The following is a 26,027-nucleotide window of genomic DNA, read 5'->3' as shown; positions in this document are numbered from 1 at the left end:
CTCGAAAATGAATTTCACATTTTCTTCGTGCGATATAACGCTGCCGAAGCCTTCCTTGTCCTGCGGGAGCATCGGGACAGGTGGAGACCCACAGGCGCCATGCGCCGAGGAGGTAGGCGCTTGCGCCGGTAAGGCTCACCGCACGCCCCGCGAAAGTAGGCGTTTATGCCGGTAAAAGCGAGCATCCTGAACCAGAAATCAACCCCTCCTAAGAGCAACAATGGTTACAAACAGCCTTTTTTTAAGAACCCTCATAACGGACTATTGTGCAGCGGATATCCTTGGTTCCATCAGGGTGAGTTCCTGAATGGCAGCACGTTCCCAGGCGCCAAAGCCGTGGAAACGTTGGCAATATCCTCTCGGGAGAAGCCAGCGCCTCCTTACGGCCTGATGAGTACGCGGACCGACGCTATCATGAAGCCTTGGCCGAAGTTCCGAAACTGGCCGGAGAAAGCGAAATTGGAGCCAAGCAGCGCCAGATGTCCTATCAGTTCATCACCCGCTTCCTTCCGTTCATGCTCGACCGCAAGGACCGCATGAGCATGGCTGTCGGATTTGAGGTCCGTGTTCCGTTCTGTGACTACCGCTTAGTGGAATATCTCTGGAATGTGCCATGGGAAGTGAAAAGCGTCGACAACATCGAAAAAGGAATCCTGCGCCGTGCGTTAAAAGGCTATCTTCCTGACGATGTGAGAAACCGACGCAAGTGCGCCTACCCGACAGCACAGGATCCGGTTTATTTCGGAGCTATCAAAAATGGGCTTATGGACATTGTGGAAGACGGCAACGCACCTCTTCGTCCACTGATTGATACGGGCAAAATAAGAGCGGTCGCTGAGGGAAAAACCGGCATCAGCGAAGACCAGGCGACCAACTGATGGAATATCTGATTCACGTCAGCACATGGCTCAAAGATTATCACATCAAGCTTGTCTAAAACCGGTTTAACGGTGCCTGGCACCAGAAAGGTCAAACCGGTGCCAGGCACCGTAATATGTAAAAGCACACCCCGGCGGGTGTGCTTTTCTCATGATTTATTGATCAGATGATTGAGAATCAGTGCTTGTTTCTTGATCCTGATCAGCCCCATCTGTACTTGTTTGATCCGCTTGTTTTTCATCATCTACTTTTTGTTCTGTGCCTGTGCCGCTTTCCTTTTTCTCGGTGTCGCTGTTGTTGCAAGCTGTCATTAACATAATCGCCATAAGAGAAGCCCCAATTTTCATTAAGAAACTTTTATTCATCCCATCGTTCTCCCTTCGATTAGTTCAGATTAAAACCGCTCCGCTTCACCATGTACCAGCGGCTCTATCCACACTATAGCAGGAAAACATCCCATTTAGTCGCGATTTACCAATACCTTACATAGCCTTTACAGTGCCTTAAAAAAAGAAAATGGTGCCAGGCACCGGCTTTTGACATATGTCAAAAAGCGGTGCCTGGCACCATCAATTACAGAAACTACCTTCCAACAGCAAATGTGATTTCAGCGTCCATTGCGAGCTCGCCGTCCACTTTTGCCGTTACTTTCCCTTTTCCGATTCCTCGGCGAATTTGAAGCAGCTCCACTTCCATCAACAATGTGTCTCCCGGTCTTACCTGGCGCTTCCATCTTACTTTGTCTGCACCGGCAAACATGGCGATCTTTCCTTTGTATTCATCCAAAGACAAGAGCGCCACCGCTCCGGTTTGGGCACAAGCTTCTAAGGTTAATACGCCTGGGAAAATATTATAATCAGGAAAATGCCCATTAAATACTTCCTCGTTGGCCGTAATATTTTTCTTTCCGACCGCACGTTTTCCCGGCTCGAGCTCTTCAATTGTATCAAGAAGCAAAAATGGATAACGGTGGGGGATGATTTCTTTGATCTGTTCAATGTTTAGTTTCATACCGAGATACTCCTTTTCTTTCTGGTTTACGGTTCTATTGTTTCTATGTATCTCTGCACATTATACATGATAGAAAAAGGTTAATCCAATAGGCCGAGAGGAAGAGAACGGTTACCGCTCTTCCAGTCAAAATAAAAAGAGAGCCTCAGCTCCCTTGTCTCTTCACATCATTCTATTCGCTATACTACTTATCTTTGTTCACCAAATCAGAGATATGCGTCCATGTCTCTTTCTTGAACACATCCCCTGCTTTGCCATCGCCTACAACTGAATAGCCAATCACAGATCCAACTACAAGGCAGATCACCATTAAAACAACAATTACAATCAGACGGAGCCAGATCGGAAAACGGCGTCTTTTTGACTTCCCGGTCTTTTGCTCTTTCTTTTTGTTTTCAAGCGATTTTGGATTCTTTTCTTTAACCGCTTCCTCTTGCTTCATCACTGCCATTTTATTTTTACGGTATTCTTCCCTGCTGAGCTCGTTCGCCATTTTTCATCACCTGTTAACGAATTCCGTTGACAAGCCCCATCATTTGGTCAGCCATCGTAATGGTGCGTGCGTTGAACTGGTAGGATCGCTGCATATTGATGATATCCGTCATTTCATTTCCTGTATTTACGTTGGACATCTCAAGGGCACCCTGCTGCATATTAACGCTAGCCGGATTTGCCGCCCGAACCACTTGATTTTCATTTACACCAGCCGGAATTCTAAAATTGTGCCCCACCGCTTTAAGCAGCTGGGGATGGACGACATCAACGAGTGCCATTCTGCCGCTGTTGACGACCCTTCCATTACTTAACGTTACCGAAATATTCCCGTTTTGTCCAATAGAAATTTCTTTGTATCCGGCAGGAATACGAATCGGCCCTTTATCACCCATCACCGCACTGCCGTCAGAGGTAACGAGTTCAAGGTCACCCTTCCCTCCTCCTGGCTTTAAATAAAACGCACCATCACGTGTGTATTCCGTTACAGTTTTTCCATCGGTGTCCTTTTTCTGGACCTGGAAAAAGAGCTCAGGGCTCAATAGGGCGATGTCCAGCGGGCGTTCTGTCGTCTTGATCGCCCCCATCTCCAGGCTGACTGCCGTAGAGCTGACTCTCGCACCGCTTCCTGCACGAATTCCCACAGGGGTAAGGCGGCCAACTTCATTCTTGCTATCAAATTTATTATTGATCTGCTGAAAAAGAAGGTCAGAAAATTGAACATTTCTTCGCTTAAAGCCATTAGTATTGCTGTTTGCCATATTGTTGGCCGTTGTATCGAGTTTCTGCTGCAGCTGTCCCATGGTCACTGAAGCGTTAATCATAGATGTATTCAATGTCTGGCCCTCCTTATCCGATCTTTCCTACTTCATTCGCTGCTTTTTCCATGCTTCGGTCATAAGCCTGAAGCACTTTTTGATTGGCTTCAAATGAACGGTAAGCTTCCATCATATCTGTCATGGATTGTTCAGCATCTACATTGGAACGTTCAACAAAACCTTGTTTTACTTGATAGGCGACCTGCGGATTTGCTGTGGCAGAGCCCGGTTTCTGAGTGCCTTGAAGCTTCAATAAGCCGTTGTCCTCTTTCACCAGATCCATCGGGTTCGTAATCAGTGCCACTCCCAATCTGCCTGCATTACGGCCGTGATCAAGAATGACGCCCTCTCCGTTTACAGTGAAATTTTCATCAGAGACAGTGATACTTTTTCCGTTTGTATCCAAAACATAGTTCCCGTCCGCTGTAACCAGATTGTTTTTGGCATCTACGGCGAAATGGCCGTTCCGTGTATAGCGTGTTTCACCTGCGGCGGTTTCCACCATATAGAATAAAGACCCTGGCTTGCCCGTTTTTTTATCGATTGGAACGGAACCCTGCACGAGAGCAAGATCGGTGTTCACACCACTTTCCTGCATATCTCCCTGAACAAAGTTCGGAATGGCTTCCTGCATGTAGACCCCTGTCGCCAGCTGGCCGCTCTGTTTTTGGCCTGGAATGGTTAATGGCGTTTTCCCGTTTGAGTCCATTCTTTCTAACAGCATGGAAGGAAACGTCCTAAGCGATGACTGATCTGCCTTATAGCCCGGTGTGTTGATATTGGCAATGTTGTTGCTCAGCATTTCCTGGCGCCGCTGCTGAGCAATCATTCCGGCAGCTGCAGTATAAAATCCTCTTAGCACAGTGGTTCCCCCTCTTTTTCGCACACTTCTTCTTGTCTTTATTATCGGCAAATACTTTTGGATGTTTATGCTCGAACAAAAAAAAAAGACCCGCTTTTTTATGAAAAGCAGGTCTTGGAATTACGCTTTATCTTATTTTCCGTTTTGGAAGCTTATCAATGTGTTCAAGCATTAGGCCGGTACCGTTTGCTACAGCCTTCATCGGTTCCTCCGCTATAAAAATAGGAACCTTAAGCTCCTCGGCGAACAGCTGGTCAATACCATGGAGCAATGCCCCTCCGCCCGTTAAGATGATCCCTCGGTCAATGATATCCGCAGAAAGCTCAGGAGGCGTTTTTTCCAGAACGCTTCTTGCTGCATGGACCATCATCATGACCGGCTCAAGCAAAGCTTGTGTGATTTCTTCTGAATGGATGGTAACCGATCGCGGTAGGCCTGTTACCATGTCACGCCCGCGAATATCCATCTCCTCATTTCGGGCACCAGGGAAGACGGTGGCCACGTTCAATTTAATGTTTTCTGATGTTCGTTCTCCGATCAACAGCTTATATTCTTTCTTGATGTAGTTTAGGATTTCACTGTCAAGCTTGTCCCCACCCATCTTAATAGAAGAAGCCGTAACAATATCGCCCATGGATAATACAGCAACGTCTGTTGTTCCGCCGCCGATATCTACTACCATGTTGCCGCTCGGCTGGAAGATATCCATACCTGCTCCAACAGCTGCCACTTTCGGTTCTTCTTCCAGATAAATCGCTTTTCCTCCGCATTTTTCAGCGGCTTCCCGAATCGCTTTTTGTTCAACAGAGGTAATGTTTGCAGGGGTGCAGATCAGAATTCTCGGTTTGGTAAACATACCCTTTACATTTATTTTATTAATAAAATGTCTTAACATCTGCTCTGTTACTTCAAAATCAGCGATTACTCCATCTTTTAACGGACGGATCGCCACGATATTGCCTGGAGTACGTCCCACCATCCTGCGGGCTTCTTCACCTACAGCAAGCGCTTTCCCCGTGTTTGTGTCAATCGCCACAACAGATGGCTCATCCAATACAATTCCTTTTCCTTTAACGTAAATCAGTACATTGGCCGTACCGAGGTCAATACCAACATCCCTTGAAAACATTCATATATCCTCCCTGTATGTTCCGCAACGCTTTACAAAAATCGTCAATTTTCGAATTTCTATCCAATAAAACATTCTATCATAAGTTTTGTTGAACCGGGAAAAAATATGTTAACTTTTTTGTATATTTTCGTGAACGCACAACAGCGGCATGCATTTTATGCACGCCGTGTGAAGTGGTGTATCTTATTGTACGACTTCCTCTGCACCCTTTTTGTACTTTACCCGTGTCGCTTCACCACCCCGTAGATGTCTGATAGACTTATGGTACTCTAAAATTTCTTTCACATTGTTCGCCAAATCCGGGTTGATTTCAGGTAATCGTTCCGTTAGATCTTTATGAACGGTGCTTTTCGAGACACCAAATTCTTTTGCGATCATACGCACTGTTTTTCTTGTCTCCACGATATACCTTCCTATCTTGATGGTTCGTTCTTTGATGTAATCGTGCACACCACTCGCCTCCCCAAATTGGATGTGAGAGATGCGATAGAGACTTCTATGTTCAAGCTACGCGACCTGTCCTTGTGTGTCGTCTCCATGAAGTCAGAGTGTCCCGTCCCCTTTTCACCGCAGCCATACTACGTCTTCTCACCGCTCACCCTCAAAAGAATTGTAGGTTTTGTAACATCTTATTAAGACGAACGTACTTATATGCCAAAATCTCAAGAAGGACAAGGGAAAAAAGAAAAGCTGAAGGACCTGGTTAGGCCCGACAAGCGCTGGAACTCTCCTAAAGGAGCACGTGTTTTGTGATCATGCTGTGCATTACTTGCGGTTTGGCAAGGTTTACTTGCGAAATTGAGGACTTTACTTGCAAAGCACATCATTTTCATAAGTAGCCCACAGGAAACACTACTTTCCCCCAAAAAAAGCAGCCCGCACATCGCGGGCTGCTTTCTCAATTTGTTCAGTTATCGTTTGCAGATGACTGTTTAGAGTTTTCGCTGGTTGAAGAAGATTCTTTTTCTTTGTTTTTCTTAGGAGCAGTACTGCTGTCCTGAACACTGTCAGATTTTCCTTTTTCAACTGAAGCTTTCTCTTCCTTATTGCTCGCTTGTTCTTCCTTATCCACCAGCTTCTCAATTTGGGAAGCCGATTGGTTCCATGCAGATACAGGATCGACTGCGATTCCATCTTTGCGGATTTCAAAGTGAGCATGAATTTTTGCGTCCTTGTCATACAGGTTCTGGCCGGCTGTACCGACAACTTCACCTTGGTTTACTCTGTCGCCTTCTTTCACTTTTACAGAGGCTAAAGAAGAGTAGTGTGTAACAAGGCCGTTCGTATGCTCAACTTCAACAACGTAGCCAAGCTCTGGATCTTTTACTGATTTTGTAACATTACCACTCATGGCAGCAGTGACATCAAATGTTTTTCCGCTCTCAGCAGCAAGGTCAATTCCTTTATTTTGGTAGTAGATATTATTATAAAATACGAGAGCAGCTTCTTGTTCTTTAGCAGATGCATCAGGATCAAAGAATTCTTTTTTAATCGCTACGCTGTTTGGATCCTTTGCCGGCATCTTGAATACTTCTTTAGAAACACTTACCGGAACGGCTTTATTATGGTTGTCAAAAGCACTGTTCGGTGTATCCTTAGAGTTAGAAGCATCGTTTTGATACCACAAGACGGAAGCTAATACTACTGCGGCAAAAGCGAGATAGACTGCCGGATATACCCAGCGTTTTTTCATAAACCTGCCCACTTTCCTGCTTTTTAGCGGAACTGTTTTTTGGGATTGTTTTTCTTCATCTTTCATTTTTATCATCACCTCAGCAATCATTCTGAACAGGATTCAGAAAATATATACTTTGGTATGAAAAAAATTGGGATATTATTTTTCGACAAAGACTTGAATACTATGCATGATTCCCAAAACTTTATTTTTCCCCGCAGGATTAGGAAGGGTGTTAAACACAAAAGACCCGGCTTTTTCGCCGGGTCTGGAAAGGTTACTGCTTTGCGGTGGAACGGCCAGGATCAGGCTTGTATTCTGAAATGGCCACTCCTTTGTAATAGTATTTTACAATTTGCTTGTAGTTCTTGCCGGCCTTCGCCATGCCGTTCGCTCCATACTGGCTCATCCCCACTCCATGGCCGAAGCCTTTCGTCACTGCAATCACTTCTTGTTTCTTTTTCGTCAGCGTAAAATCGGCTGAGCGAAGACCCAGTTTCTCACGGATCTCTTTGCCCTTAAAGCTTTTTCCGTCAATGGTCATACGGGCGATCCGGTTTCCTGCGGTTTTCTTTGTTACCGTGCCCACTTCTCCGTCCTTTTGAATTACGACCCCCAGCCTTCTCTCAACATCCAGCAAAGAGATCTCCTGTTTCTGGACGAATTTAGGAGTGTTTTGATCCCACGGGCTTTTTACGCTTTTTAGATAAGGATATTTCGTTCCCCAATATTCCTCGCTGTTTTCGGTATAACCATTGCTTGTTGAAAAGAAACTCGCAAAGATCGGTTTCCCGTCGTACGTTAAAATCTTTCCTTTCGTCTCTGCTACCGCTTTGGTGATCTTCTTCATCTTTTCTGGATATTCGTCTCCCCACAGCTTCTTCAATTCATCATCATTTTTGTAGACCTGATGAAGAATGGAATCCGTCACAGCCGCCCCGCCTGGAAGGTTTCCCCCTTGAGCGCTGTCCAAAAGCCTGGCGATGTACGTTCTGGCTGTTAACGCTTGAGCCTTTAACGCCTCAAGTTTAAAGTCAGCGGGCATTTCAGAAGCGACCACTCCTTTGACGTACTCCTCGAGCGCGACCTTTTCCACCTTTTTCTCAGCTGTGCGGTAGACGGGTACAGCAAGTGTCGATGCTAGACTCGGTATGGCAGCTCGTTTGATTTCCTTCGGCTTTGTCTCTAGCAAAAAGGATGATTTGGAAGAGTAGGGAAGCACGAGCAAAGCCGGAAGAAGGACGGTGACCACAACAAAGACAGAGATGAAGAAGGTAATCGGCTTCATTTTCATGAACATTCGGCCTGGCCTCCACTGAATTGATTAGTCTTTACAATTTATGGAGGGAGACAAACTATTAGAACTTGTTTTTCCTTTCAATCTCAGTTCTACTTTTCAATCTCATAGAAAAAACCCTGCTATCACTAGCAGGGTTTTGCTTTTTTAATAGACGCCAACTGCATCAAACGACTTGTTGACCGAGTTGACTTCCGCAGAGCCTGATCCATACAGATCAGCTGCCGCTTGAACGAGCGCAGCTCTCGCTTGGCTGAACGTGGCGTTCGACGTGAGATAAACCGTGTTGGCACGGTAATAAATCGCTCCAAGCTTGCTGTTGCCGATGCCAGTAACCGTTACGCCGTAATGGGTTCCTCCAACTGCAAGCAGATAAGCCTGCTTATTGATGATGCCGCTGTTCGTATGGACACCCCCATTGTCACTCGTTCCAGTATAACGTTTGGAATAGTGGTCTGGATCGCCATATTTCGCAGGATCGCTCATCGAACGAAGAGCATCATTCGGTGTATTCGGTGTGTAGATGTCTTCTCCGATTTCATAATCCGGATTACGGTTGTCATAATACTCGACAAGCGTTCCAAAGATATCAGAAATAGCTTCGTTTAATGCACCTGATTCATTTTGGTACACCAGATTGGAGCTGCGTTCCGTAACCGCGTGGGTTAATTCATGCCCTATTACATCCAGGCCGCCGGATAACGGAATAAAAGTAGTTCCGTCACCATCTCCGTAAACCATTTGCGTCCCGTTCCAGAAGGCGTTGTTATAGTTGCGGCTGTAATGGACAGTCGATTTTAGTGCTCCGCCTTTATTATCAAAGGAGTTGCGTCCAAATACGTTTTTGTAGTAATCATACGTCACTCCGGCATAGTAATGAGCGTCTACCGCTGCACCGTCGTATGCGGCATTATATGTGTTATCAGTATCCGCCCATAATGAACCAGGAAGGGATTGGCGGTTCTTTCCGTCATATGTAAAGATCCCGCTTCCTCTCGTATTATCCTGCAAGTAGTAGGTTGAGCCTGATAATAAAGTTCTCAACGTTTTTGAGTCACCAAGCACACCCTTTCCTGTTCCGGTTGCATTGGTTCCGGTTAAGGTTCCTCCTGGTTTGGAAGCAGCCTGCCCACCATTTGCTTCGTCAAGGTTATTATACTTGTTCACAATCTTTCCTGTAGCTGCTTCAACAAAATAGTTATAATTCCCCGGCTTTGGAGACAGGAAGTTTAAATTTACAAGATAGGCATAAACAGCTTTTTCACCTGATGTGTAGACAACAAGATCGGCTGTCGGCGCCTTTTCATAATCGGGGGTATATCCAAGATCTTTAACTGCCTTGGCGATTGCCTTCTTAGCAGAGATTTTCTTAGTATTTTTCAAGCTGCTCTTTTGATCAAGGTTCGGTACAGTTGAACCTGAAACCACTGTCAAAACTCCGTCTCTGTCAACATGAGCTACCTGAGTAGAACCCCATACAGGAACTCCCTTATATACTTGCTGCAGGCGCAAAACAGTGAAACCTAGCTTGTCCTTTTGCTGAGATTGAACAGCAAAAGAATCTTCCGCTTTTTGTGACCCAAAATTATATGCACTCTTATGCTGGTTTAAGTAACCAAGAACAACAGCTTCGGCATTATGTCCAGAGGCTTTCGTCAAATTTCCAGAAACAAATTCAGGTGTACCTTTTTGTTCGCTTATCTTGTAATTGGACAGCACATTTTTTGGTGCTGCTAAAGAACTTGCCGGTGTAAGAGCCGATGCTGCCAAACCAAATGATAATCCCAATGCCAGAGCCTTTTTTTTCATCAATCATATCCCCTTTGTCATGTATAGAATGGCCTTGCTTGATTTAATAGTACACGAATTATATTTAATTTCAAACTATTCTAAAAATTTTGAATATATACTCCCAGTCTTTCTTCACTTTCTATATCAACTAGGTCATTTCCCTTACTTTTTAATAGCGGAATTCTTATGCTCTTCTTACTATCCTTTCAAACCTGCAATAAAAAAAGCTCCCTGCAATCTGCAGGAAGCTTTCTTTAAACTATAAATTAAGCAAGATTAGATTTTAATGATACCGATGATTTCTCTTCTGCTGGAGCGGCTGTTGATTCTTCGTTAACACGCTCGATGTCAGCTCCAAGATCATGAAGTTTTTCAGTAAATTTCACATAGCCGCGGTCGATATGTTTAAGCTCAGTTACACGCGTATAACCGTCAGCTACAAGGCCGGCAAGGACCAGTGCTGCTCCCGCTCGCAAATCAGTTGCTGCAACCTCGGCTCCCTGTAATGATACAGGTCCGTTGATTACGGCAGAGCGGCCTTCGATTTTAATATCTCCGTTCATGCGGCGGAATTCCTCAACATGCATAAAACGGTTTTCAAACACAGTTTCTGTAATGACACTTGTACCGTTTGCCCGAAGAAGCAATGCCATCATCTGAGACTGCAAATCTGTCGGGAAGCCCGGATGCGGCATAGTTTTAATATCAACTGGTTTTAATTCTTTCGGGCCAATGACACGAAGACCAGTTTCCTCATCTTTAACGGTAACACCCATTTCTTCCATTTTTGCGATTAATGGGCGAAGGTGCTCGGCAATCGCGCCTTCAACAAAAACGTCTCCGCCAGTAATAGCTGCAGCAACCATGTAAGTACCTGCTTCAATGCGGTCAGGAACCACAGCGTGCTCCGAACCTGAAAGCTCTTCAACACCTTCGATACGGATTGTACCAGTACCTGCGCCTACTACTTTTCCTCCCATGGAGTTGATGTAGTTTGCAAGGCAAACAATCTCAGGCTCTTTGGCTGCATTTTCAATAATGGTTGTTCCTTCAGCAAGGGCAGCAGCCGTAATAATGTTTTCTGTTGCTCCTACACTTGGGAAGTCCAAATAAATTTTTGCACCTTTAAGGCGGCCATCTATGCTGGCTTCAATAAATCCATTCCCGATTTTAACAGTGGCACCCATGGCTTCAAAGCCTTTCAAGTGCTGATCGATCGGACGTGATCCAATTGCACAACCGCCAGGAAGTGCGATTCTCGCTAATCCTACGCGTGCAAGCAAAGGTCCCATTACCAAGAAGGATGCACGCATTTTACGAACATATTCAAATGGCGCTTCTGTTTTTAAAGCTCCTGAAGCATCCACTTGGATCTCGCCATTCTCAAATTTAACTTCAATATTTAAATAACGCAGTACCTCGTTAATCGTATATACATCAGCAAGGGTCGGCACATCTTTAATCGTGCTTGTGCCTTTACTGGCTAAAATGGATGCTGCGATGACAGGCAGTACGGCATTCTTTGCTCCTTCAACTTTAACAGAGCCTTCTAACCGCCTACCACCACGGACAATGATTTTTTCCAACGAAATTCCCCTCCGCGTCCAATTTCTATATTAATATTCAGACGTAATTATTGGTGTTCCAATTGTGACGGCCGTTTGGCCGCCCATTCCTTGATTTCTAATTGCAATCTGCAGATTCATAGCTTTGTGAGCTGTATTAATTTTCTCATCCCAATGCTTAGTATATGCCGAGATTGATACAAACGTCTCTTCCTTCAGTTCTTCGACAGGAACAGCGGAGAACGTTGTCATGAGCTCAAGTGCTTGTTTATTCAAACCAACGTCCATTGTATCACTATGTACCCCTGTGATACAAGAAAAAGTTGAAGTTTTTCCTTCAAAATAGGTAGCGACCCTACTCTGAAACGATCGCGCAAAATGCTGAAATTGATTTTTATTCCAGCCCTTTCCTTTGACCGCATAAACAAGATACGTTGCAAGCTTTTCTTTTTGGGGGTATCCCACCAGCGTAAGGCGCTCTTTTATGCTCCCTGCTTGAGAATATCGCACCCCAGTAATTTTTAAATGTTCTTGCGCATTCATATTGTTCCATTTATAACCTTTAGCTGCATTCTTTAATAATGCTACTTTTTGTCGATACCCATTTAGATCGGAAGTAAAACCTACACTTCCTTTAGTATAAAGCGACCATTTTTTCACAATAATACCTTGCTCGTCCATCGCTTGTTTCATGTCCGAAATTTTGCTTATATTTGCTGCTTCTCTTGCCAGCACACTCTCATAAGAATGAACCAATAATATAATAGCAAAAAACAAAACAATACTCTTTTTCATTTTATTCCACCCGTCCTCTCCTCTATTTCTCATTCTTGCCAGAGGACGGTCCATTATTCATGGAAGTTGCAGTCATATTCCGACAGAAACTTCACCCTATTTACTTTGTTCAACAGTGAACAATCTTTTGCTGCATTTTGAGCTGAGACGGTTAGTAGGTTTGTGTTAATTAAAATAAATATTTAAGCTGTGTGGAATAATTCAAATACGTGAGAAAGAAGCTGCTTACGAGGCTGGCAACAGCGATCGTTACTAAGACGAATAAAACACGTGCTTGGATCACTTTGCCCTTTTTGATGTACGAGTCAAATTTTATTGCCTGCATGGCCCACCATGTGATGACGAGAAAAAGCAGGTGAACGAGGATATGAAGCAGCGCTTGCTGCCCGGCTTGTTCAAACAACTGGGTTCCTCCTTGCCGCAAGGCCTTATCGGCCAAGTGCTTACTTAACACCATCATGATAACATACACCAATAGAAAGTAGCATAAACTGAATTTTACCATAAAGGAACAGACAAAAGGCCTATTTTCAATCATGTTCCCAATTTTGACATATCTTTAAAATCCAAGGGATTTCCCAAATAAAAAGGGGCTGTCCTGAAAGTCGAAAATTGACCTTCAGGCAGCTCCTTTGACGTGAAAAATCTTCAATGAAAAGTAGATTGGAGTGCAAGGTGCGAGACTCCTGCGGGACTAGCGTGACAGGTGAGACTCCCGCAGGCGCTTGCGCCAAGAGGCTCACCGCACGCCCCGCGGAAAGCGAGCAGCCTGGAGCGGAGATCAACAGCTACCAGACTTCTTGGACAGCCCCCTTATTTTTGCCCTAATGTCTGGAAAAAATCTGTAAGATGAAATTCATTATAAAAGAAATGGAGGGCGGTTCCCGGGAAGATACCGAAGAACATGGTTGCCGCTGCACATAAAGCCGTTACAAACAGGAGGCCCTTCTTATGCTGGATCGCCCGCTCTTCCTGCCCTGAGCGAAAAAACATCTGGCCAATAATGTTGAAATAATAGAAGTAAGAGACAACCGTGGCGGCCATTAGAATCCCTGCCAATATGTAATGTCCAGGGTTGGTTCCAAGGGCATTCATAAAGATTCCGAATTTCCCCGCAAAGCCTGCTGTAGCCGGAATGCCCGCCAATGACAGAATAAAGATGGTCATGGCGAAAGCAAGCCAGGGAGAACGCTTATATAAGCCGGCAAAGCCCGATATATCATTCGTCCCGCTCGCTGCTGTTACTTCCTGAATGACAGCAAAAGCACCAATATTCATAAACAGATAGGCAAGAAGATAAAACCATGTTGTTTCAAACAGCAAAGCCGAGACGGAAACGAACGGAACGAGAATATAGCCAGCCTGCGCAACCGACGAATAAGCGAAAAGCCGTTTAATGTTCCGCTGCCGGAGGGCGATCACATTGCCGGCAATCATGGTCGCTCCAGCGAGAACAGCGAGATACGGCTGAACTTGAAGAAGCAGCGGATCTCCTTTAATGCCGGGTGCTGAACTAAAGCACATGAGAAAAAACCGCAGGATGATGGCAAATCCGGCTGTTTTCGAGACCACGCTTAAAAAGGCGGTAACAGGAAGCGGTGAGCCTTGATACACATCGGGTGCCCACATATGAAACGGAGCAGAGGCGATTTTGAAAGTTAACCCTGCAAATGTGATAAAAAAAGCAAATACGAGTAAAAACTGATTCTGAAGGATGCTCGTATCTCTCAATGCTGCACCTACTGCATACAGGTTTGTTTCCCCAGTCAACCCAAATACATAGCTCATCCCAAACATTGTGATGGCCGTTGAAATCCCGCCTGTTACTACATATTTAAAAGCAGCCTCATTCGACTCCAACTTTCTTTTTCTCATACCCGCCATAACATAGGAGGAAAGAGAAAGGAGCTCCAGGCCAATAAACAGGGTGATCATGTCCCCGCTCGAAGCCATAAACATGGCCCCAAGGAGAGCAGTGAGCAGCAGATAGTAGAATTCCCCACGGTACTCTTCTTCTTCACCCATCCGGTAGTCATAAGCTAAAACTAAAATCAGCCCTGTTCCCAGAAGCAGGATCTGCTTAAACGCCTTCGAGAAGGAGTCAAGCCGGTACATATCATGAAAAAGTGATGCTCCTTCATGTCCAAATTGCATATATAAAAAAATGAAAGCCGCTGCTATTCCTGCAATGGCCAATATCCCGAGAGGACGGCGGCTTCGCGTTCGGGGCATAAACAAGTCCAGCAAAGACAGGATAATAGCTGTTCCCAAGATGGCAAATTCAGGCGCCATGATTCCCCAGTTCATTGAAGTTAACGTGTGAAGATCCATCTGGCTACCCCCTTAAGCCTAACAAGATTGTGTCTAAAACCGTGCGTAATGATTCACTCAGCATTCCTGGATAGATTCCAATAAAGAGCACCAAAGCCAAAAGAACAAAAGCTGGCACCCTCTCTCGGAGCGTCAAGTCATAAAAGCCGCTATGGGCGTCCTTTGGAGGCCCGAAGGTTACAGAAAGAACAGCCCGCAAAATATAAACCGCAGTTAATACGATACCGAGAGCCCCCACTGCAGCGATAACCGGCATGACCTTGAAGAGTCCGAGAAAGGCCAGAAACTCACTGATAAATCCGGACATGCCAGGAAGTCCCAGCGACGCAAGCCCTCCGGCAAGCAGGATGCCTGCAGTGACCGGCATGGCGCCTGCAAGACCACTGTAGTCCTTAAGGTTGGAAGAACCGGTCCGTTCATACAGCACCCCGATCAAGAAGAACAGCAGGGCAGAGATCAATCCGTGGGAAATTAGCTGAAAGACCGCTCCCTTTACTCCTGCTTCATTCAGTGCCGAAAAACCGATCAATACGATCCCCATGTGGGAGACGGAAGAATAGGCCAGTACTTTTTTTAAATCCGTCTGTACGATGGCAAGAAAGGCACCATACAGAAGGTTGATGACACCCAATACTGCTATCCATACTGCCATCCGTTTGAATTCAGACGGGAAAAATCCGATACCGAACGTGAAGAGTCCGTATGCTCCGATCTTTAAAAGAATTCCCGAGTGAATCATAACAACGGAAGGCGGTGCCTGTACGTGCACACGCAGCATCCACGTGTGAAGAGGAACAATCGGCAGTTTGATTCCAAAAGCCACAAACAGAGCAATCAGGATGGACATACGGAACGTGCCGCCGAGAGCAGGATCGGTATGCCCGCCGAGTATTTTCGCCAGTTCTCCATAGTTTAGCGTTCCTGTTCTCATAAAGAGTGCAACGAATACAATGAGCAGAATGGCAGAACCGATTCCGTTATAGATCAAGAAACTGTAAGCAGCCTTTTCCCTGTCTGCATAACCCCAGCGGCCGATCAGGAAAAACATCGGGATAAGCGTCAACTCAAAGAAAATAAAGAAGAGAAAGAGATTTTGAGAAGCGAATACCCCAAGCATACCGAGCTCTAATATCAAAAAGAAGATGAAATAGCTTTTCCAGTCCTTCTTGATCGTCCAGGAACCAATAGCAGCCAGTACAGAAATAACAGCGGTTAACAGCAGGAGAACAAGAGACAGGCCGTTGACGCCTACTTCATAGTCGATAGCAAAAGATAAGCCTGCTCCAACCTGATCCATTTTATAAGAGATCCAGTTACCTTGTTCAGCAAGCTGGATCCCTGAAGCTGAGCGATCAAAGGTAACTGCAGCAATGATGGCAAGAAGCAGGGGCAGCAGCGTGCCCAACAGGCCTGCAAGTTTTAAGGCCTTTTCATTTTTGGATGGCATTACACTCAAAGCAGCAATTCCGGCCAGCGGGGAAAACAATAGGATGGATATCAGATGGCTCATGAGAAATACCCCCCTGCAACAGCAAAGAATAATAGGATGATAACGAGTCCCGCAACAGCGACGGCACCAAATCTCTGAACCTGGCCATCGTGCATGGAGGAACCTCTTTTACCGAGCCATTGAACGAGGCCTGCCGTTCCGTTCACAGCTGTTTCAACGAGATACCGGTCAACATAGCTCCAAAAATAACTGAACAGCGTTGTGCCTTTAACGACTGTAGCATCATAAGCTTCATCCACGTAATACTTGCGGTAAATAAGCGTGCTGAGAGACGGAAGAGAACGAGACAGCCAGTTTCTTGACAGTGTTTTTTTACCGTACATAAGGTAGGCCAGAAAGATTCCCGCCAAGGATACGATCGTGGCAAGGATCGGAATCCATACCGGTCCATGTTCTCCTTCTGCAGCAATGCGGACAGGGCCGTGGCTTAAATAATGAGCTAAAAACGCACCAAACCAGGGGGTATTTAAATAGCCTGCCACGACAGCCAGAAAACCTAGAACCAGCATGGGAAAAAGCATGGATACATCGGATTCTTTCACCTTTTCATGCGCTTGGCCTGAATTCCCTGCGAACACCATAAAAAACAGGCGGAACATATAAAAAGCGGTAAAAAAAGCAGCGAGGAGAGCGAGGATAAACAATCCGTAGCGGCCGTCCCCGTAAGTGGCCATTAAAATTTCATCTTTACTGAAGAAACCGGATAAGAGCGGAAATCCGGAAATGGACAGTGCTCCTATTAAAAATAAAGGAGCCGTAAATTTCAGCTTCCTCCAAAGGCCGCCCATCTCTTCAATATTTTGAGTATGTACGGCATGAATAACACTGCCTGCTGCCAGGAACAGCAGTGCTTTAAAGAAAGCATGTGTCATCAGATGGAAAATCCCTGCTGTATAGCCGCCTGAGCCAAGGGCTAGCATCATGTAGCCAAGCTGGCTCACGGTGGAATACGCCAGTACCCGTTTGATATCTTTCTGCATCAGGCCGACGGATGCGGCGAATATTGCGGTAATTCCGCCGACAACGGCTACAGTTGTCATGGCTGCGGACGATGCTTCAAAGAGCGGGTACATGGAAGCCACAAGATAAACACCTGCTGCGACCATCGTTGCCGCATGGATAAGGGCGGAGACTGGCGTCGGGCCCTCCATAGCATCTGGGAGCCACGTATGAAGCGGGAGCTGCCCGGATTTCCCGACGGCGCCCACAAAGATCAGAATGGCCGTCAGTGTTATCATTTCTGAGGAAATATGGTGACTGGCAGCTGCTTTGAAGATTTCATCGTATTCAAAGCTCCCCGTCTGCCAGTATAAAAGAATAATCCCGATGAAGAGCCCAACGTCCCCGATACGCGTCATGATGAAGGCCTTCTTCGCAGCCGCCTTGGCTTCGGGTTTAAAATAATAGTATCCGATGAGGAGAAACGATCCTAAGCCGACCAGTTCCCAGAAAATATACACCTGAAGCAGGTTAGGAGACAAGACGAGCCCCAGCATCGCAAACGTAAACAAACCAAGATAGGCATAAAAGACAGGAAAACGGCCATCCCCATGCATATAGCTCTTCGAATACACATGCACGAGAAAGCTTACAAGCGTTACGATGACGAGCATCAACGCATTCAGCGGATTGATTTCATATCCCATCGTTACAGCATGTTTGCCGATATACAGCCATACTCCTTCTGCCTTGTATGACTCCCCTCCCCATTGGCTGGCCATGACAATCACTGCCATGATCAATGAGATGAAGGTGCATCCAATACCGGCGTAGGCAGAAGCTTCTTTTAGTTTTTTTCCAAAAAGTAAAAGAAGGATGAAGGATAGCAGCGGTAACAGTGGTATCAGCCAGGCATTCTGCATCATCTTTTCCAACCCCTTTTTAGCGCTTCATAATATCCATTTCATCCACATTGACGGTCTTGCGGTTTCGGTATAGTGCCATAAGAATGGCGAGCCCAACCGCCGCTTCAGCAGCCGCAACGGTGATGGTAAACAGAGAAAAGATCTGTCCGGTCAGGCCGGGCTTCGCTCCGTATTTCGCAAATGCAACAAGGTTAATATTCACTGCGTTCAGCATCAGTTCGATGGAAATAAGAACAATAACAGCGTTTCTTTTTGTCAGCGCTCCAAACAGCCCGATGCAAAACAGGATGAGGGCCAGTACGAGATAAACAGACAAAGGAATGCTGCTCATTTTTTAGCCTCCTCTTCTCCGTCCCTTTTTGCCAGCACGATCGCCCCGATTAATGCCACCAATAGAAGAACAGAAGTCAGCTCAAACGGAATGATGTATTTCGAGTAAAGTTCTACACCAATTTTTTTCGTATTTTCAATGTGAAGGCCAGCAGCCGGTGCTCCCAGGCTCAGGCGGTTGATTCCAAAAAACATGATCAGGAAAAAGACAGCAACCCCTGCTCCTGACAATAGAACGGTCAATTTCGGCATTTTTGTTTCCGTGTCCTTTTCGTGGCGTGTCAGCATGATTCCGAACAGCATGATGATTGTGATGGCGCCCGAGTAGATAAGGACCTGAACAGCAGCCACAAACTCAGCAGACAGCGTGATGTAGATTCCTGCTATAGCAAGGAATGTAAAGACAAGCGCAACGACCATATGAACGACATTCGACAGGTTGATCATCAGCACCCCGCCCCCAATGGCCGTTAAGGCAAGGACAAAAAAAGCAATCATCTCTCCCGTCATGCTTTATTCTCCTTCCTCACATTGTTGTCGTTCTCATCGAGCCAAGCCAGATCCTTAAACAGTTCATCACGGCTGTACTCCGCCAGTTCGAAATTGCTGGTCATGACGATTGCTTCTGTCGGGCAAACCTCTGTACACAGGTCACATAGAATACAGATTTCAAAATTAATGTCGTACGTGTCAATGATCTTTCCCTTTTTCCCCGGATCGGGATGGGGCTTTCCTGTCAGCTGAATGCAGTCTGTCGGGCAGATATTCGCACACTGGTTGCAGACAATGCACTTTTCAGGGTAGAATTTCTGGATTCCGCGAAAACGGTCAGGCATCTGAAGGGGAACGTCCGGATATTGGGTCGTAACATTCTGCTTCGTCAAATTGCTGAGCGTATATTTCAAGCCTTTCGCAAGACCTTTCACCTCACACCACTCCTTTTTTGCAGTCTAGTAAACTCGCATTGCGGGCAAGAGCGAAAACAAGTCCGCTGCACTTATCTTAAAAATATTTCTTTTACGACGGCACTGACAAAAATGTTGAGTAAAGCAACCGGCAAAAGAACCTTCCAGGCAAACTCCATGAGCTGATCAGCCCTTAAGCGCGGCATTGTTCCCCTGATCCAGATCATAAAGAAGACGATCAGGCTGAACTTCAAAGCAAACCAGATGATGCCCGGAATGAAGCCTAAAAACGGAATGGGTTTCCATCCGCCAAGGAACAGCACAGTCGTTAGTGACGCCATTGCAAATAGATACACATATTCCGTAAGCATGAAGAAGGCCCAGCGAAATCCTGAATACTCTACGTGATAGCCGGCAACCAATTCGGATTCTGCTTCCGGCAAGTCAAACGGTGTACGGTTCAGCTCAGCTATAGAGGAAATCAAAAATACAATAAAGCCAAGCGGCGATAAAAAAATATAAGCTACTTTTTCCTGGCCTTCTACAATGTCTGTCAGGTTAAGGCTTCCGCTGAATAAGATGACACCGATCACGGAGATGACTAGCGGAATCTCATACGATATCATCTGTGCCGCAGATCTCATCCCCCCAAGGAGCGAGTATTTATTGTTGGAAGCCCAGCCGGCCATCAAGATCCCAACCGTAGTAATACCTGATATTGCTATGTAATACAATAGGCCGATGCTAAGGTCGGAAAACTTCAGATGATCAGAAAAAGGGATGGCCGCTAACACCATGAAAGCTGGAGCAAAAGCGAGAACCGGCGCCAAAATAAAAAGCGGTTTATCGGCCAGCTTTGGAATGGTGTCTTCCTTGAGCAATAGCTTCAGTACGTCGGCAACGGTCTGCAGAAGGCCAAAGCGTCCACCGACCCGGTTCGGCCCTGGACGGAGCTGCATGAATCCGAGCACTTTTCGTTCCGCCAATATGGCATACGTTACAAATCCGAGAACAATAACCAGCAGGCAGGCTCCTAAACCAAAAAAGACAGCCGCGTGGATCCAGCCTGGAGGCGAGGATAACAAATGATTGATCATCAACCGTCCACCTCCCCTAAGACAATGTCGATTCCGCCGAGTATGGTAATCAGGTTTGAGATGTTTTCACCGACAAGAAGTTTGGGCAAGATCTGCAGATTGTAAAAGGAAGGTCTTCTGAATTTTAAACGGTAAGGCTCCTTTTTCCCCTCCGAAGCGATGTAGCAGCCGATCTCCCCGCGCGGCGACTCAATCCGAACGAAGGCTTCTCCTTTTGGCGGCTTGATGATCTTCGGCACCTTCGCCATGATCTCTCCGTTTTCAGGAAACTGTTCCACCGCCTGCCCGACGATCTTTAAGGATTCTTCGATTTCCGCCATCCGGCACTGATAGCGGGCCCAGGCATCTCCGCTGTTGTATGCGGGGACATCAAACGTGAACCGGTCATAGATGGAGTAAGGTTCGTCTTTTCTCAAATCCCAGCTGATCCCCGTACAGCGCAGGTTGGCGCCGCTTAACGAGTAATCAAGAGCCTCCTCCTTCGTATAAAAACCAACGCCTTTTACACGATTCAAAAAGATTTCATTTCCGGTTACAAGATCGTGATATCCTGAAAGCTGCTCCCGCATGTAAGGAACAAACTCTCTAATCTTCTGGATCCAGCCTTCTGGAGCATCCCACTTCACTCCTCCGATCCTCATATAATTGAAAGTCAGGCGTGCCCCTGATATTTCGTTTAACATTCCGATAATAGCTTCTCTCTCCCTGAAGGCATAGAGAAACGGGCTCATTGCTCCTATATCCAGGAGGTACGTTCCAAACCAGACTAAATGGCTCGCGATCCGTCCAAGCTCCATCACGAGAATACGGAGATATTCCGCCCGTTCAGGAATTTCAATGTTCATCATCGTTTCAACTGCATGGCAGATGACATAATTGTTCGTCATTGCAGCAAGATAGTCCATACGGTCTGTGTACGGAATGATCTGTGTGTATTGAAGGTTTTCAGCGAGCTTTTCAGTCCCGCGATGCAGATATCCAATGACCGGCTGGGCTTCGATAATGGTTTCTCCGTCAATTTTCAGCACGATCCGGAACACCCCATGTGTACTCGGATGCTGAGGACCGACATTCAGCAGCATTTCTTCGGTGCGGATCACCGGCTACACCTCCACATCATACGGTTCATAATCTTTGCGGAGCGGATGGCCCACCCAATCATCAGGCATCATAATCCTCGTTAAGTTCGGATGCCCGGTAAAGGTGATTCCCAGCAGGTCGAAGGCTTCTCTTTCCGGCCAGTCAGCCCCCGCCCAAAGGGGAGCTAATGAGTCAATGACTGCTTCTTCTCTATTGATTCTTACTTTTAATGCAACTGGACTGCGATGTGTGTAGGAATAAAAATGATTGTAGACCTCTAGGTGAGTTTCAAAATCTGTGGCGTGAAGTTCTGACAAATAATCAAAACGAAGTTCATCGTGGTGTTTAAGAAGTTCGGCAATTTTAAAATATGTATCCGGTTTGGCAACAAGGGTCGGAGCATCCTTGGAAAGCGGATTGATGTAGCTGTCTTCAAGCACATCTTCCCCCAATGTCTTCTTGATCACGCTGACATAACGGTCAAGAAGCGGTTGTAACGGAGATGGCTTTTGTTCTTCAGCTGGCACCTCTGTCTTGGCTGTGGCTGCTTTGGCTCTTGCAGTTGCGGCTGCAGCGGCTTTTGCTTTAGCTGCTGCCTTTGCTTTTTCGTCGTCCGCTGGATTAGATGAGTCTGCTGATCCATCTCTTGCTGATCTTGCTTTGGCGGCTGCGGCAGCTTTTGCCTTTGCGGCTGCAGCGGCTTTTGCTTTAGCAGCTGCCTTTGCTTTTTCGTCGTCCGCTGGATTAGATGAGTCTGCTGATCCATCTCTTGCTGCTCTTGCTTTGGCGGCTGCGGCAGCTTTTGCCTTTGCGGCTGCAGCGGCTTTTGCTTTAGCAGCTGCCTTTGCTTTTTCATCAGCCAAAGGATCCTCCAGAGTGCTTGATGTTTCTTCTTTTTGTCTTAAAGCTTTTTGCTTTGCTAGTTCAGCAGCTTTCGCTTTAGCTTCTGCGACAGCTTTTTTCTTTTGTTCCTCAATGCTTAGTTCCTGGGCGGGACCACCGCTCTCCTCTTTTTTCTCGAGAGCTCTTTGTCTGGCAAGCTCCAGGGCTTTCGCTTTTGCTTCAGCAGCTGCCTGTTTTTTTAGTTCTTCCTTTGATAACGGCTCGCTGGATTCAGGGGATTTTCCATCATTTTCGTTTGGCATGTCTTACATCACCTTCTTCCCAGTCTTCGCTTCGTAACGGATCTTCTCCTGCAATTTATTGATTCCATAAATGAGTGCTGCAGGATTTGGCGGACATCCGGGAATATAAACATCAACGGGAACGATCTGATCCACTCCCTTAACGACGGCATAAGACTTGATATAGGGTCCACCGGCTGTTGCGCAGGAACCCATGGCAATGACCCATTTGGGCTCAGGCATTTGTTCGTACAGCCGTTTAAGGACTGGAGCCATCTTTTTCGTCACCGTCCCGGATACGATCATGACATCGGATTGCCGTGGCGAGGTCCGAAATATACTGCCAAAACGGTCAAGGTCATAGTGGGATGACCCTGTTCCCATCATTTCGATGGCACAGCAGGCAAGGCCGAATGTAAGCGGCCAGAGCGAATTGCTCCTTGCCCACGCTTTAATCTGTTCTAAAGTGGTTAAAAAGATATTGCGTTCAAGCTCTGCTTTTTCTTCAGGTGAAATATCCGACAGCTTCAGATCCATTTCAGCACCTTCTTCTTCCAAGCGTATAAGAGGCCAAGAGCGAGCATTACAATAAATATCCCCATCTCAATGAGGGCAAAGGCCCCAAGATGGTCATAGGCGACAGCCCATGGATATAAAAACACAGTTTCAACATCAAAGATGACAAACATGAGGGCGAACAAATAGTATCTTACGTTAAATTGGATCCAGCTTTGATGAAAGGGTTCAATTCCGCTCTCATATGTGGTCGATTTCTCTTTAGTCGGTTTATATGGGCGGAGCAGGCGTCCTGCCGTTAATGCCCCAACCGGCAAAAGAATTCCCAATGCGAGAAAGACGGTTACAACAAGGTAATTGTTTTGGTAAACATGTGTTAAATCCATCCATTACCTCCCTAATCATCAGAATTTTTTAAACATTATGTAATCGTATTCATTATAGCAAATTCCAAAATTTGTGTCGACATTCGGGGGGAGGAGCTGCGGGCTCATTGCTATACTCCTATTATATGAGCTTGTTCGGGGGATAGAATGAAGGTGTTTGTAGGAAAAGAGACTGGAATGGGTTTGCCCATTCCTTGTCTCTGCGCTGATAGATGGATTTTAGAGGGTCTCTTTTAGCAGCAGTATGCTTTCAAATAACAAGCTTTGCCTGGCTGACTGATTTCTTTACAATTAGTAAAAAAGAGGAGGGTGTTTATGAGTGCCAGAAAGGAAGCCGAGCTGGAGTGGGCGAAACAGAAATATGATGTGATGGCGAAGGGCTACCAGCATTACAGCAGGATTAGAGATTCGTTTCGGGAGGCAAAAGAGGAAGAAGATTATGATAAAATTCTCGAAGAATTGGGAGGGATGGAGAAATTTCCGTATTCCAGAAAAGCCTTTCTTAATACGGCCGAGCATGTTTGGGGGTATTTTAAAAAGTCGGCCGCACTTGAAGAAAAGAACCGATTCTTTGATCTGCTTACCCAATGCCAGTCACTTCCGAATGGGTTTCTGCTTTCTCAGCCTGAATCGGCAAAGCTATTGAGCTATATTAAACAAACCTTGCTTGTTTCTTATCCTAACCCTTATTTAGAGCAATCCGCGTTATTGAAAAAGGTGCCAGGCACCGCTCTTTGACATATGTCAAAAGAGGGTGCCTGGCACCTAAGATATAAAGTAGTTAGATCGCTTCTGTGCTGTAGCTCATTTGGCGTTCGAGTTCTTCAGTGTGCTGCAAAGTTTGTTCTGGTGTCCAGTTTAAGTGTTTCGCCATCAAGGCAATTCCTTTTTCTTTCCATTGGCGTACGTAAGCAATGTCAAAGTACATCGCGCTTGTACGGCGGATAAAGTAGTCAGCTGGTGTTGTTGCCATCTCTTCGTCCATAGCGTAGATCAATGTTGCATAGACTTGGATCGGCAGTTTATTAAGGTCGGCTTCTTTCTGGCCGTCCCGGATGATTTCAAACAGACGGTCCACGTTGGAACCGTATTTTTTCACAAGCTGTTCTGCATCGTCCTTGCTTAATCCAAGGTTGAGGCCCTCAGAAACTTTTTGACGGATATATTCAGGGTAGTGGCTGCTTCCGCCTACGTTACCGCCAGATAATACAAGGTGTTTCGTATTGCTGGTGTCGTACTTGATTCCCACTTCTTTCTCAAGCTGGCCAGCAACGATGTCCGCCACTTTTTCCGCCATTTTACGATATCCGGTTAATTTACCGCCGGCAATCGTAATCAATCCTGAAGGCGAGAAGAACACTTCGTCTTTTCTGGAAATCTCAGAAGGATCTTTTCCATCTTCATGAATCAATGGACGCAATCCGGCCCAGGAAGATTCAATGTCTTTTTCTGTGATCTTCACATCAGGGAACATGAAATTGATCGCTTTTACTACATAATCAACATCATCATGTGTAATTCTTGGGTTCTTCAAATCACCTTTGTAATCGGTGTCTGTTGTACCGACATACGCTTTTCCTTCACGCGGAATCGCAAACACCATTCTTCCGTCCGGTGTGTCAAAATAAACCGCTTGGCGGAGCGGGAAACGTTCCCCATCGATTACAAGGTGGATCCCTTTTGTATGGTGAATCCTTTTTCCTTTTTTGGACTTATCAATATCGCGCAGTTCATCAACCCAAGGTCCGGCTGCGTTAACAATTTTTTTGGCAAAGATTTCATGCACTTTTCCAGAAAGTGTGTCTTCCGCTTTTACACCAAGAAGTTTGCCGTCCTTGTCGTAGATGAAGTCTATCACTTTAATATAATTGACAGCCTTGCCTCCGCGATAGACCGCTTCTTTCATAATTTCAAGAGTTAGACGAGCATCATCTGTTTTATATTCCACATAATAACCGCCGCCTAGAATGTCTTTCTTTTTCAATAATGGCTCACGGTTCAATGTTTCTTCTTTGTTTAGCATGGATCGGCGTTCTTTTCGTTTTACACCTGCCAAAAAGTCATAAACCTTAAGACCGATGGAAGTAGAAAATTTGCCGAATGTCCCTTTTTTGTACATTGGAAGAAGCATCCACTCCGGTGTCGTTACATGGGGTGCATTCTCATAAACGATTGCACGCTCTTTACCTACTTCTGCAACCAGGCCGACTTCGAACTGTTTTAAGTAGCGAAGTCCGCCATGGACAAGCTTAGTAGAACGGCTGGATGTACCTCCTGCGAAGTCCTGCATTTCCAAAACGCCTGCTTTCATCCCGCGAGTCGTGGCATCAAGTAGAATTCCTGCTCCTGTCACTCCGCCTCCAATCACTAATAAATCCAGGGAAGCAGTTTTTATATCCTCTATATATTGTTCTCTTTTATTGCTTGAAAATTGATTATTATCCATATCACGCCGCTCCTTCTTTTATCCCTCAATGTTATTCTTTTCCTAAAACACTCAAATTAAAGCGTATATTTTTGTCGAGAGAACAAAAAAGAGACCACAATACCCCTGAACCTATCTCAG

General features: G+C 45.8%; 27 protein-coding genes and 1 pseudogene. 2 read left to right on the top strand and 26 right to left on the bottom strand.

What is annotated here, in order from left to right:
- Window positions 1-392 precede the first annotated feature (392 nt).
- Window positions 393-878: pseudogene (locus OKX00_RS01650) on the top strand (asparagine synthase C-terminal domain-containing protein); the annotation flags it as partial.
- A 156-nt stretch (window positions 879-1,034) separates the two neighbouring features.
- On the opposite strand, the gene OKX00_RS01645 reads toward OKX00_RS01650, so the two are convergent.
- The 25 genes from OKX00_RS01645 to OKX00_RS01525 form a co-directional block, all read right to left on the bottom strand.
- Complete coding sequence (locus OKX00_RS01645) at window positions 1,035-1,244, bottom strand: hypothetical protein (protein ID WP_265409140.1); 210 nt, start codon at window positions 1,242-1,244, stop codon at window positions 1,035-1,037.
- 217 nt (window positions 1,245-1,461) lie between these two features.
- Window positions 1,462-1,890, bottom strand: a complete 429-nt coding sequence (gene fabZ, locus OKX00_RS01640; protein WP_265409139.1) for a 3-hydroxyacyl-ACP dehydratase FabZ — start codon at window positions 1,888-1,890, stop codon at window positions 1,462-1,464.
- A 184-nt stretch (window positions 1,891-2,074) separates the two neighbouring features.
- A complete protein-coding gene (locus OKX00_RS01635; protein ID WP_265409138.1) occupies window positions 2,075-2,383 on the bottom strand; it encodes a DNA-directed RNA polymerase subunit beta in 309 nt (102 codons plus the stop codon).
- A gap of 13 nt (window positions 2,384-2,396) precedes the next feature.
- Window positions 2,397-3,218, bottom strand: coding sequence for a flagellar hook-basal body protein (locus OKX00_RS01630; RefSeq protein ID WP_053356503.1), 822 nt, complete (start codon window positions 3,216-3,218; stop codon window positions 2,397-2,399).
- A 13-nt stretch (window positions 3,219-3,231) separates the two neighbouring features.
- Entirely contained in the window at window positions 3,232-4,062 is an 831-nt protein-coding gene (locus OKX00_RS01625) for a flagellar hook-basal body protein (RefSeq protein ID WP_265409137.1), read from the bottom strand.
- Between the two features lie 127 nt (window positions 4,063-4,189).
- On the bottom strand, window positions 4,190-5,191 hold the full coding sequence (locus tag OKX00_RS01620; protein WP_062238359.1) for a rod shape-determining protein: 1,002 nt from the start codon (window positions 5,189-5,191) through the stop codon (window positions 4,190-4,192).
- A 186-nt stretch (window positions 5,192-5,377) separates the two neighbouring features.
- On the bottom strand, window positions 5,378-5,644 hold the full coding sequence (spoIIID, locus tag OKX00_RS01615; RefSeq protein WP_026677325.1) for a sporulation transcriptional regulator SpoIIID: 267 nt from the start codon (window positions 5,642-5,644) through the stop codon (window positions 5,378-5,380).
- 457 nt (window positions 5,645-6,101) lie between these two features.
- Window positions 6,102-6,953 (bottom strand): stage II sporulation protein SpoIIQ, encoded by an 852-nt coding sequence (locus OKX00_RS01610; protein ID WP_265409136.1) that lies wholly within the window; start codon window positions 6,951-6,953, stop codon window positions 6,102-6,104.
- Between the two features lie 193 nt (window positions 6,954-7,146).
- The gene (gene spoIID, locus OKX00_RS01605; RefSeq protein ID WP_265409135.1) at window positions 7,147-8,169 is read right to left on the bottom strand and encodes a stage II sporulation protein D; all 1,023 of its coding nucleotides are present in this window, start codon (window positions 8,167-8,169) and stop codon (window positions 7,147-7,149) included.
- Between the two features lie 144 nt (window positions 8,170-8,313).
- Window positions 8,314-9,975, bottom strand: coding sequence for a M4 family metallopeptidase (locus OKX00_RS01600; protein WP_265409134.1), 1,662 nt, complete (start codon window positions 9,973-9,975; stop codon window positions 8,314-8,316).
- 248 nt (window positions 9,976-10,223) lie between these two features.
- Window positions 10,224-11,543, bottom strand: a complete 1,320-nt coding sequence (murA, locus tag OKX00_RS01595; RefSeq protein WP_062238349.1) for a UDP-N-acetylglucosamine 1-carboxyvinyltransferase — start codon at window positions 11,541-11,543, stop codon at window positions 10,224-10,226.
- 30 nt (window positions 11,544-11,573) lie between these two features.
- Window positions 11,574-12,317 carry a YwmB family TATA-box binding protein gene (locus OKX00_RS01590; RefSeq protein ID WP_265409133.1) on the bottom strand — a complete coding sequence of 248 codons (744 nt, stop codon included), beginning with the start codon at window positions 12,315-12,317 and terminating at the stop codon, window positions 11,574-11,576.
- Window positions 12,318-12,486: 169 nt separating this feature from the next.
- Window positions 12,487-12,720, bottom strand: coding sequence for a DUF1146 family protein (locus OKX00_RS01585; RefSeq protein WP_062238345.1), 234 nt, complete (start codon window positions 12,718-12,720; stop codon window positions 12,487-12,489).
- A gap of 127 nt (window positions 12,721-12,847) precedes the next feature.
- Window positions 12,848-13,102 (bottom strand): hypothetical protein, encoded by a 255-nt coding sequence (locus tag OKX00_RS01580; RefSeq protein WP_265409132.1) that lies wholly within the window; start codon window positions 13,100-13,102, stop codon window positions 12,848-12,850.
- Between the two features lie 28 nt (window positions 13,103-13,130).
- Window positions 13,131-14,648, bottom strand: a complete 1,518-nt coding sequence (nuoN, locus tag OKX00_RS01575) for an NADH-quinone oxidoreductase subunit NuoN (protein WP_265409131.1) — start codon at window positions 14,646-14,648, stop codon at window positions 13,131-13,133.
- 4 nt (window positions 14,649-14,652) lie between these two features.
- Window positions 14,653-16,158: a complex I subunit 4 family protein gene (locus OKX00_RS01570; RefSeq protein WP_265409130.1), complete on the bottom strand. Its 1,506-nt coding sequence runs from the start codon at window positions 16,156-16,158 to the stop codon at window positions 14,653-14,655.
- Window positions 16,155-18,023: an NADH-quinone oxidoreductase subunit L gene (nuoL, locus tag OKX00_RS01565; RefSeq protein WP_265409129.1), complete on the bottom strand. Its 1,869-nt coding sequence runs from the start codon at window positions 18,021-18,023 to the stop codon at window positions 16,155-16,157. The genes OKX00_RS01570 and nuoL overlap by 4 nt, the downstream gene beginning before the upstream one ends.
- A gap of 16 nt (window positions 18,024-18,039) precedes the next feature.
- The gene (gene nuoK, locus OKX00_RS01560) at window positions 18,040-18,354 is read right to left on the bottom strand and encodes an NADH-quinone oxidoreductase subunit NuoK (RefSeq protein ID WP_053356491.1); all 315 of its coding nucleotides are present in this window, start codon (window positions 18,352-18,354) and stop codon (window positions 18,040-18,042) included.
- A complete protein-coding gene (locus OKX00_RS01555) occupies window positions 18,351-18,863 on the bottom strand; it encodes an NADH-quinone oxidoreductase subunit J (protein ID WP_265409128.1) in 513 nt (170 codons plus the stop codon). Before OKX00_RS01555 ends, nuoK begins: the two co-directional genes overlap by 4 nt.
- Window positions 18,860-19,279 (bottom strand): NADH-quinone oxidoreductase subunit NuoI, encoded by a 420-nt coding sequence (nuoI, locus tag OKX00_RS01550; protein ID WP_062238335.1) that lies wholly within the window; start codon window positions 19,277-19,279, stop codon window positions 18,860-18,862. The genes OKX00_RS01555 and nuoI overlap by 4 nt, the downstream gene beginning before the upstream one ends.
- A gap of 71 nt (window positions 19,280-19,350) precedes the next feature.
- Window positions 19,351-20,355: an NADH-quinone oxidoreductase subunit NuoH gene (nuoH, locus tag OKX00_RS01545; RefSeq protein ID WP_053356488.1), complete on the bottom strand. Its 1,005-nt coding sequence runs from the start codon at window positions 20,353-20,355 to the stop codon at window positions 19,351-19,353.
- Window positions 20,355-21,455 (bottom strand): NADH-quinone oxidoreductase subunit D, encoded by a 1,101-nt coding sequence (locus OKX00_RS01540; RefSeq protein WP_265409127.1) that lies wholly within the window; start codon window positions 21,453-21,455, stop codon window positions 20,355-20,357. Before OKX00_RS01540 ends, nuoH begins: the two co-directional genes overlap by 1 nt.
- 3 nt (window positions 21,456-21,458) lie before the next feature.
- Window positions 21,459-22,580 (bottom strand): NADH-quinone oxidoreductase subunit C, encoded by a 1,122-nt coding sequence (locus OKX00_RS01535; protein ID WP_265409126.1) that lies wholly within the window; start codon window positions 22,578-22,580, stop codon window positions 21,459-21,461.
- Window positions 22,581-22,583: 3 nt separating this feature from the next.
- Window positions 22,584-23,096, bottom strand: coding sequence for a NuoB/complex I 20 kDa subunit family protein (locus OKX00_RS01530; RefSeq protein ID WP_053356485.1), 513 nt, complete (start codon window positions 23,094-23,096; stop codon window positions 22,584-22,586).
- Window positions 23,087-23,461: an NADH-quinone oxidoreductase subunit A gene (locus tag OKX00_RS01525; RefSeq protein WP_053356484.1), complete on the bottom strand. Its 375-nt coding sequence runs from the start codon at window positions 23,459-23,461 to the stop codon at window positions 23,087-23,089. Before OKX00_RS01525 ends, OKX00_RS01530 begins: the two co-directional genes overlap by 10 nt.
- A gap of 315 nt (window positions 23,462-23,776) precedes the next feature.
- Between OKX00_RS01525 and OKX00_RS01520 the strand changes: the two genes are divergently transcribed.
- Window positions 23,777-24,199 carry a DUF1722 domain-containing protein gene (locus OKX00_RS01520; protein ID WP_265409125.1) on the top strand — a complete coding sequence of 141 codons (423 nt, stop codon included), beginning with the start codon at window positions 23,777-23,779 and terminating at the stop codon, window positions 24,197-24,199.
- Between the two features lie 43 nt (window positions 24,200-24,242).
- Here the strand turns inward: OKX00_RS01520 and OKX00_RS01515 are convergent, their stop codons facing one another.
- Window positions 24,243-25,907, bottom strand: a complete 1,665-nt coding sequence (locus OKX00_RS01515; protein WP_265409124.1) for a glycerol-3-phosphate dehydrogenase/oxidase — start codon at window positions 25,905-25,907, stop codon at window positions 24,243-24,245.
- Between the last annotated feature and the right edge of the window lie 120 nt (window positions 25,908-26,027).

The organism is Fictibacillus sp. KU28468 (assembly GCF_026153615.1).
Lineage (GTDB): Bacteria > Bacillota > Bacilli > Bacillales > Fictibacillaceae > Fictibacillus_C > Fictibacillus_C marinisediminis.
The sequence above is the reverse complement of the archived record's forward strand: the minus strand, read 5'-3'. Positions and strand labels throughout refer to the sequence as shown.

Excerpts from the sequence above, each read along its gene's own strand:
- spoIID (WP_265409135.1), bottom strand. The coding sequence starts at position 8,169 with ATGTTCATGAAAATGAAGCCGATTACCTTCTTCATCTCTGTCTTTGTT.
- OKX00_RS01620 (WP_062238359.1), bottom strand. The coding sequence starts at position 5,191 with ATGTTTTCAAGGGATGTTGGTATTGACCTCGGTACGGCCAATGTACTG.
- nuoL (WP_265409129.1), bottom strand. The coding sequence starts at position 18,023 with ATGATGCAGAATGCCTGGCTGATACCACTGTTACCGCTGCTATCCTTC.
- OKX00_RS01570 (WP_265409130.1), bottom strand. The coding sequence starts at position 16,158 with ATGAGCCATCTGATATCCATCCTATTGTTTTCCCCGCTGGCCGGAATT.
- nuoK (WP_053356491.1), bottom strand. The coding sequence starts at position 18,354 with ATGAGCAGCATTCCTTTGTCTGTTTATCTCGTACTGGCCCTCATCCTG.
- OKX00_RS01555 (WP_265409128.1), bottom strand. The coding sequence starts at position 18,863 with ATGACGGGAGAGATGATTGCTTTTTTTGTCCTTGCCTTAACGGCCATT.
- OKX00_RS01535 (WP_265409126.1), bottom strand. The coding sequence starts at position 22,580 with ATGCCAAACGAAAATGATGGAAAATCCCCTGAATCCAGCGAGCCGTTA.
- OKX00_RS01610 (WP_265409136.1), bottom strand. The coding sequence starts at position 6,953 with ATGAAAGATGAAGAAAAACAATCCCAAAAAACAGTTCCGCTAAAAAGC.
- nuoH (WP_053356488.1), bottom strand. The coding sequence starts at position 20,355 with ATGATCAATCATTTGTTATCCTCGCCTCCAGGCTGGATCCACGCGGCT.
- OKX00_RS01590 (WP_265409133.1), bottom strand. The coding sequence starts at position 12,317 with ATGAAAAAGAGTATTGTTTTGTTTTTTGCTATTATATTATTGGTTCAT.
- OKX00_RS01635 (WP_265409138.1), bottom strand. The coding sequence starts at position 2,383 with ATGGCGAACGAGCTCAGCAGGGAAGAATACCGTAAAAATAAAATGGCA.
- OKX00_RS01645 (WP_265409140.1), bottom strand. The coding sequence starts at position 1,244 with ATGAATAAAAGTTTCTTAATGAAAATTGGGGCTTCTCTTATGGCGATT.
- OKX00_RS01515 (WP_265409124.1), bottom strand. The coding sequence starts at position 25,907 with ATGGATAATAATCAATTTTCAAGCAATAAAAGAGAACAATATATAGAG.
- nuoN (WP_265409131.1), bottom strand. The coding sequence starts at position 14,648 with ATGGATCTTCACACGTTAACTTCAATGAACTGGGGAATCATGGCGCCT.
- OKX00_RS01525 (WP_053356484.1), bottom strand. The coding sequence starts at position 23,461 with ATGGATTTAACACATGTTTACCAAAACAATTACCTTGTTGTAACCGTC.
- OKX00_RS01530 (WP_053356485.1), bottom strand. The coding sequence starts at position 23,096 with ATGGATCTGAAGCTGTCGGATATTTCACCTGAAGAAAAAGCAGAGCTT.
- OKX00_RS01600 (WP_265409134.1), bottom strand. The coding sequence starts at position 9,975 with ATGAAAAAAAAGGCTCTGGCATTGGGATTATCATTTGGTTTGGCAGCA.
- fabZ (WP_265409139.1), bottom strand. The coding sequence starts at position 1,890 with ATGAAACTAAACATTGAACAGATCAAAGAAATCATCCCCCACCGTTAT.
- OKX00_RS01520 (WP_265409125.1), top strand. The coding sequence starts at position 23,777 with ATGAGTGCCAGAAAGGAAGCCGAGCTGGAGTGGGCGAAACAGAAATAT.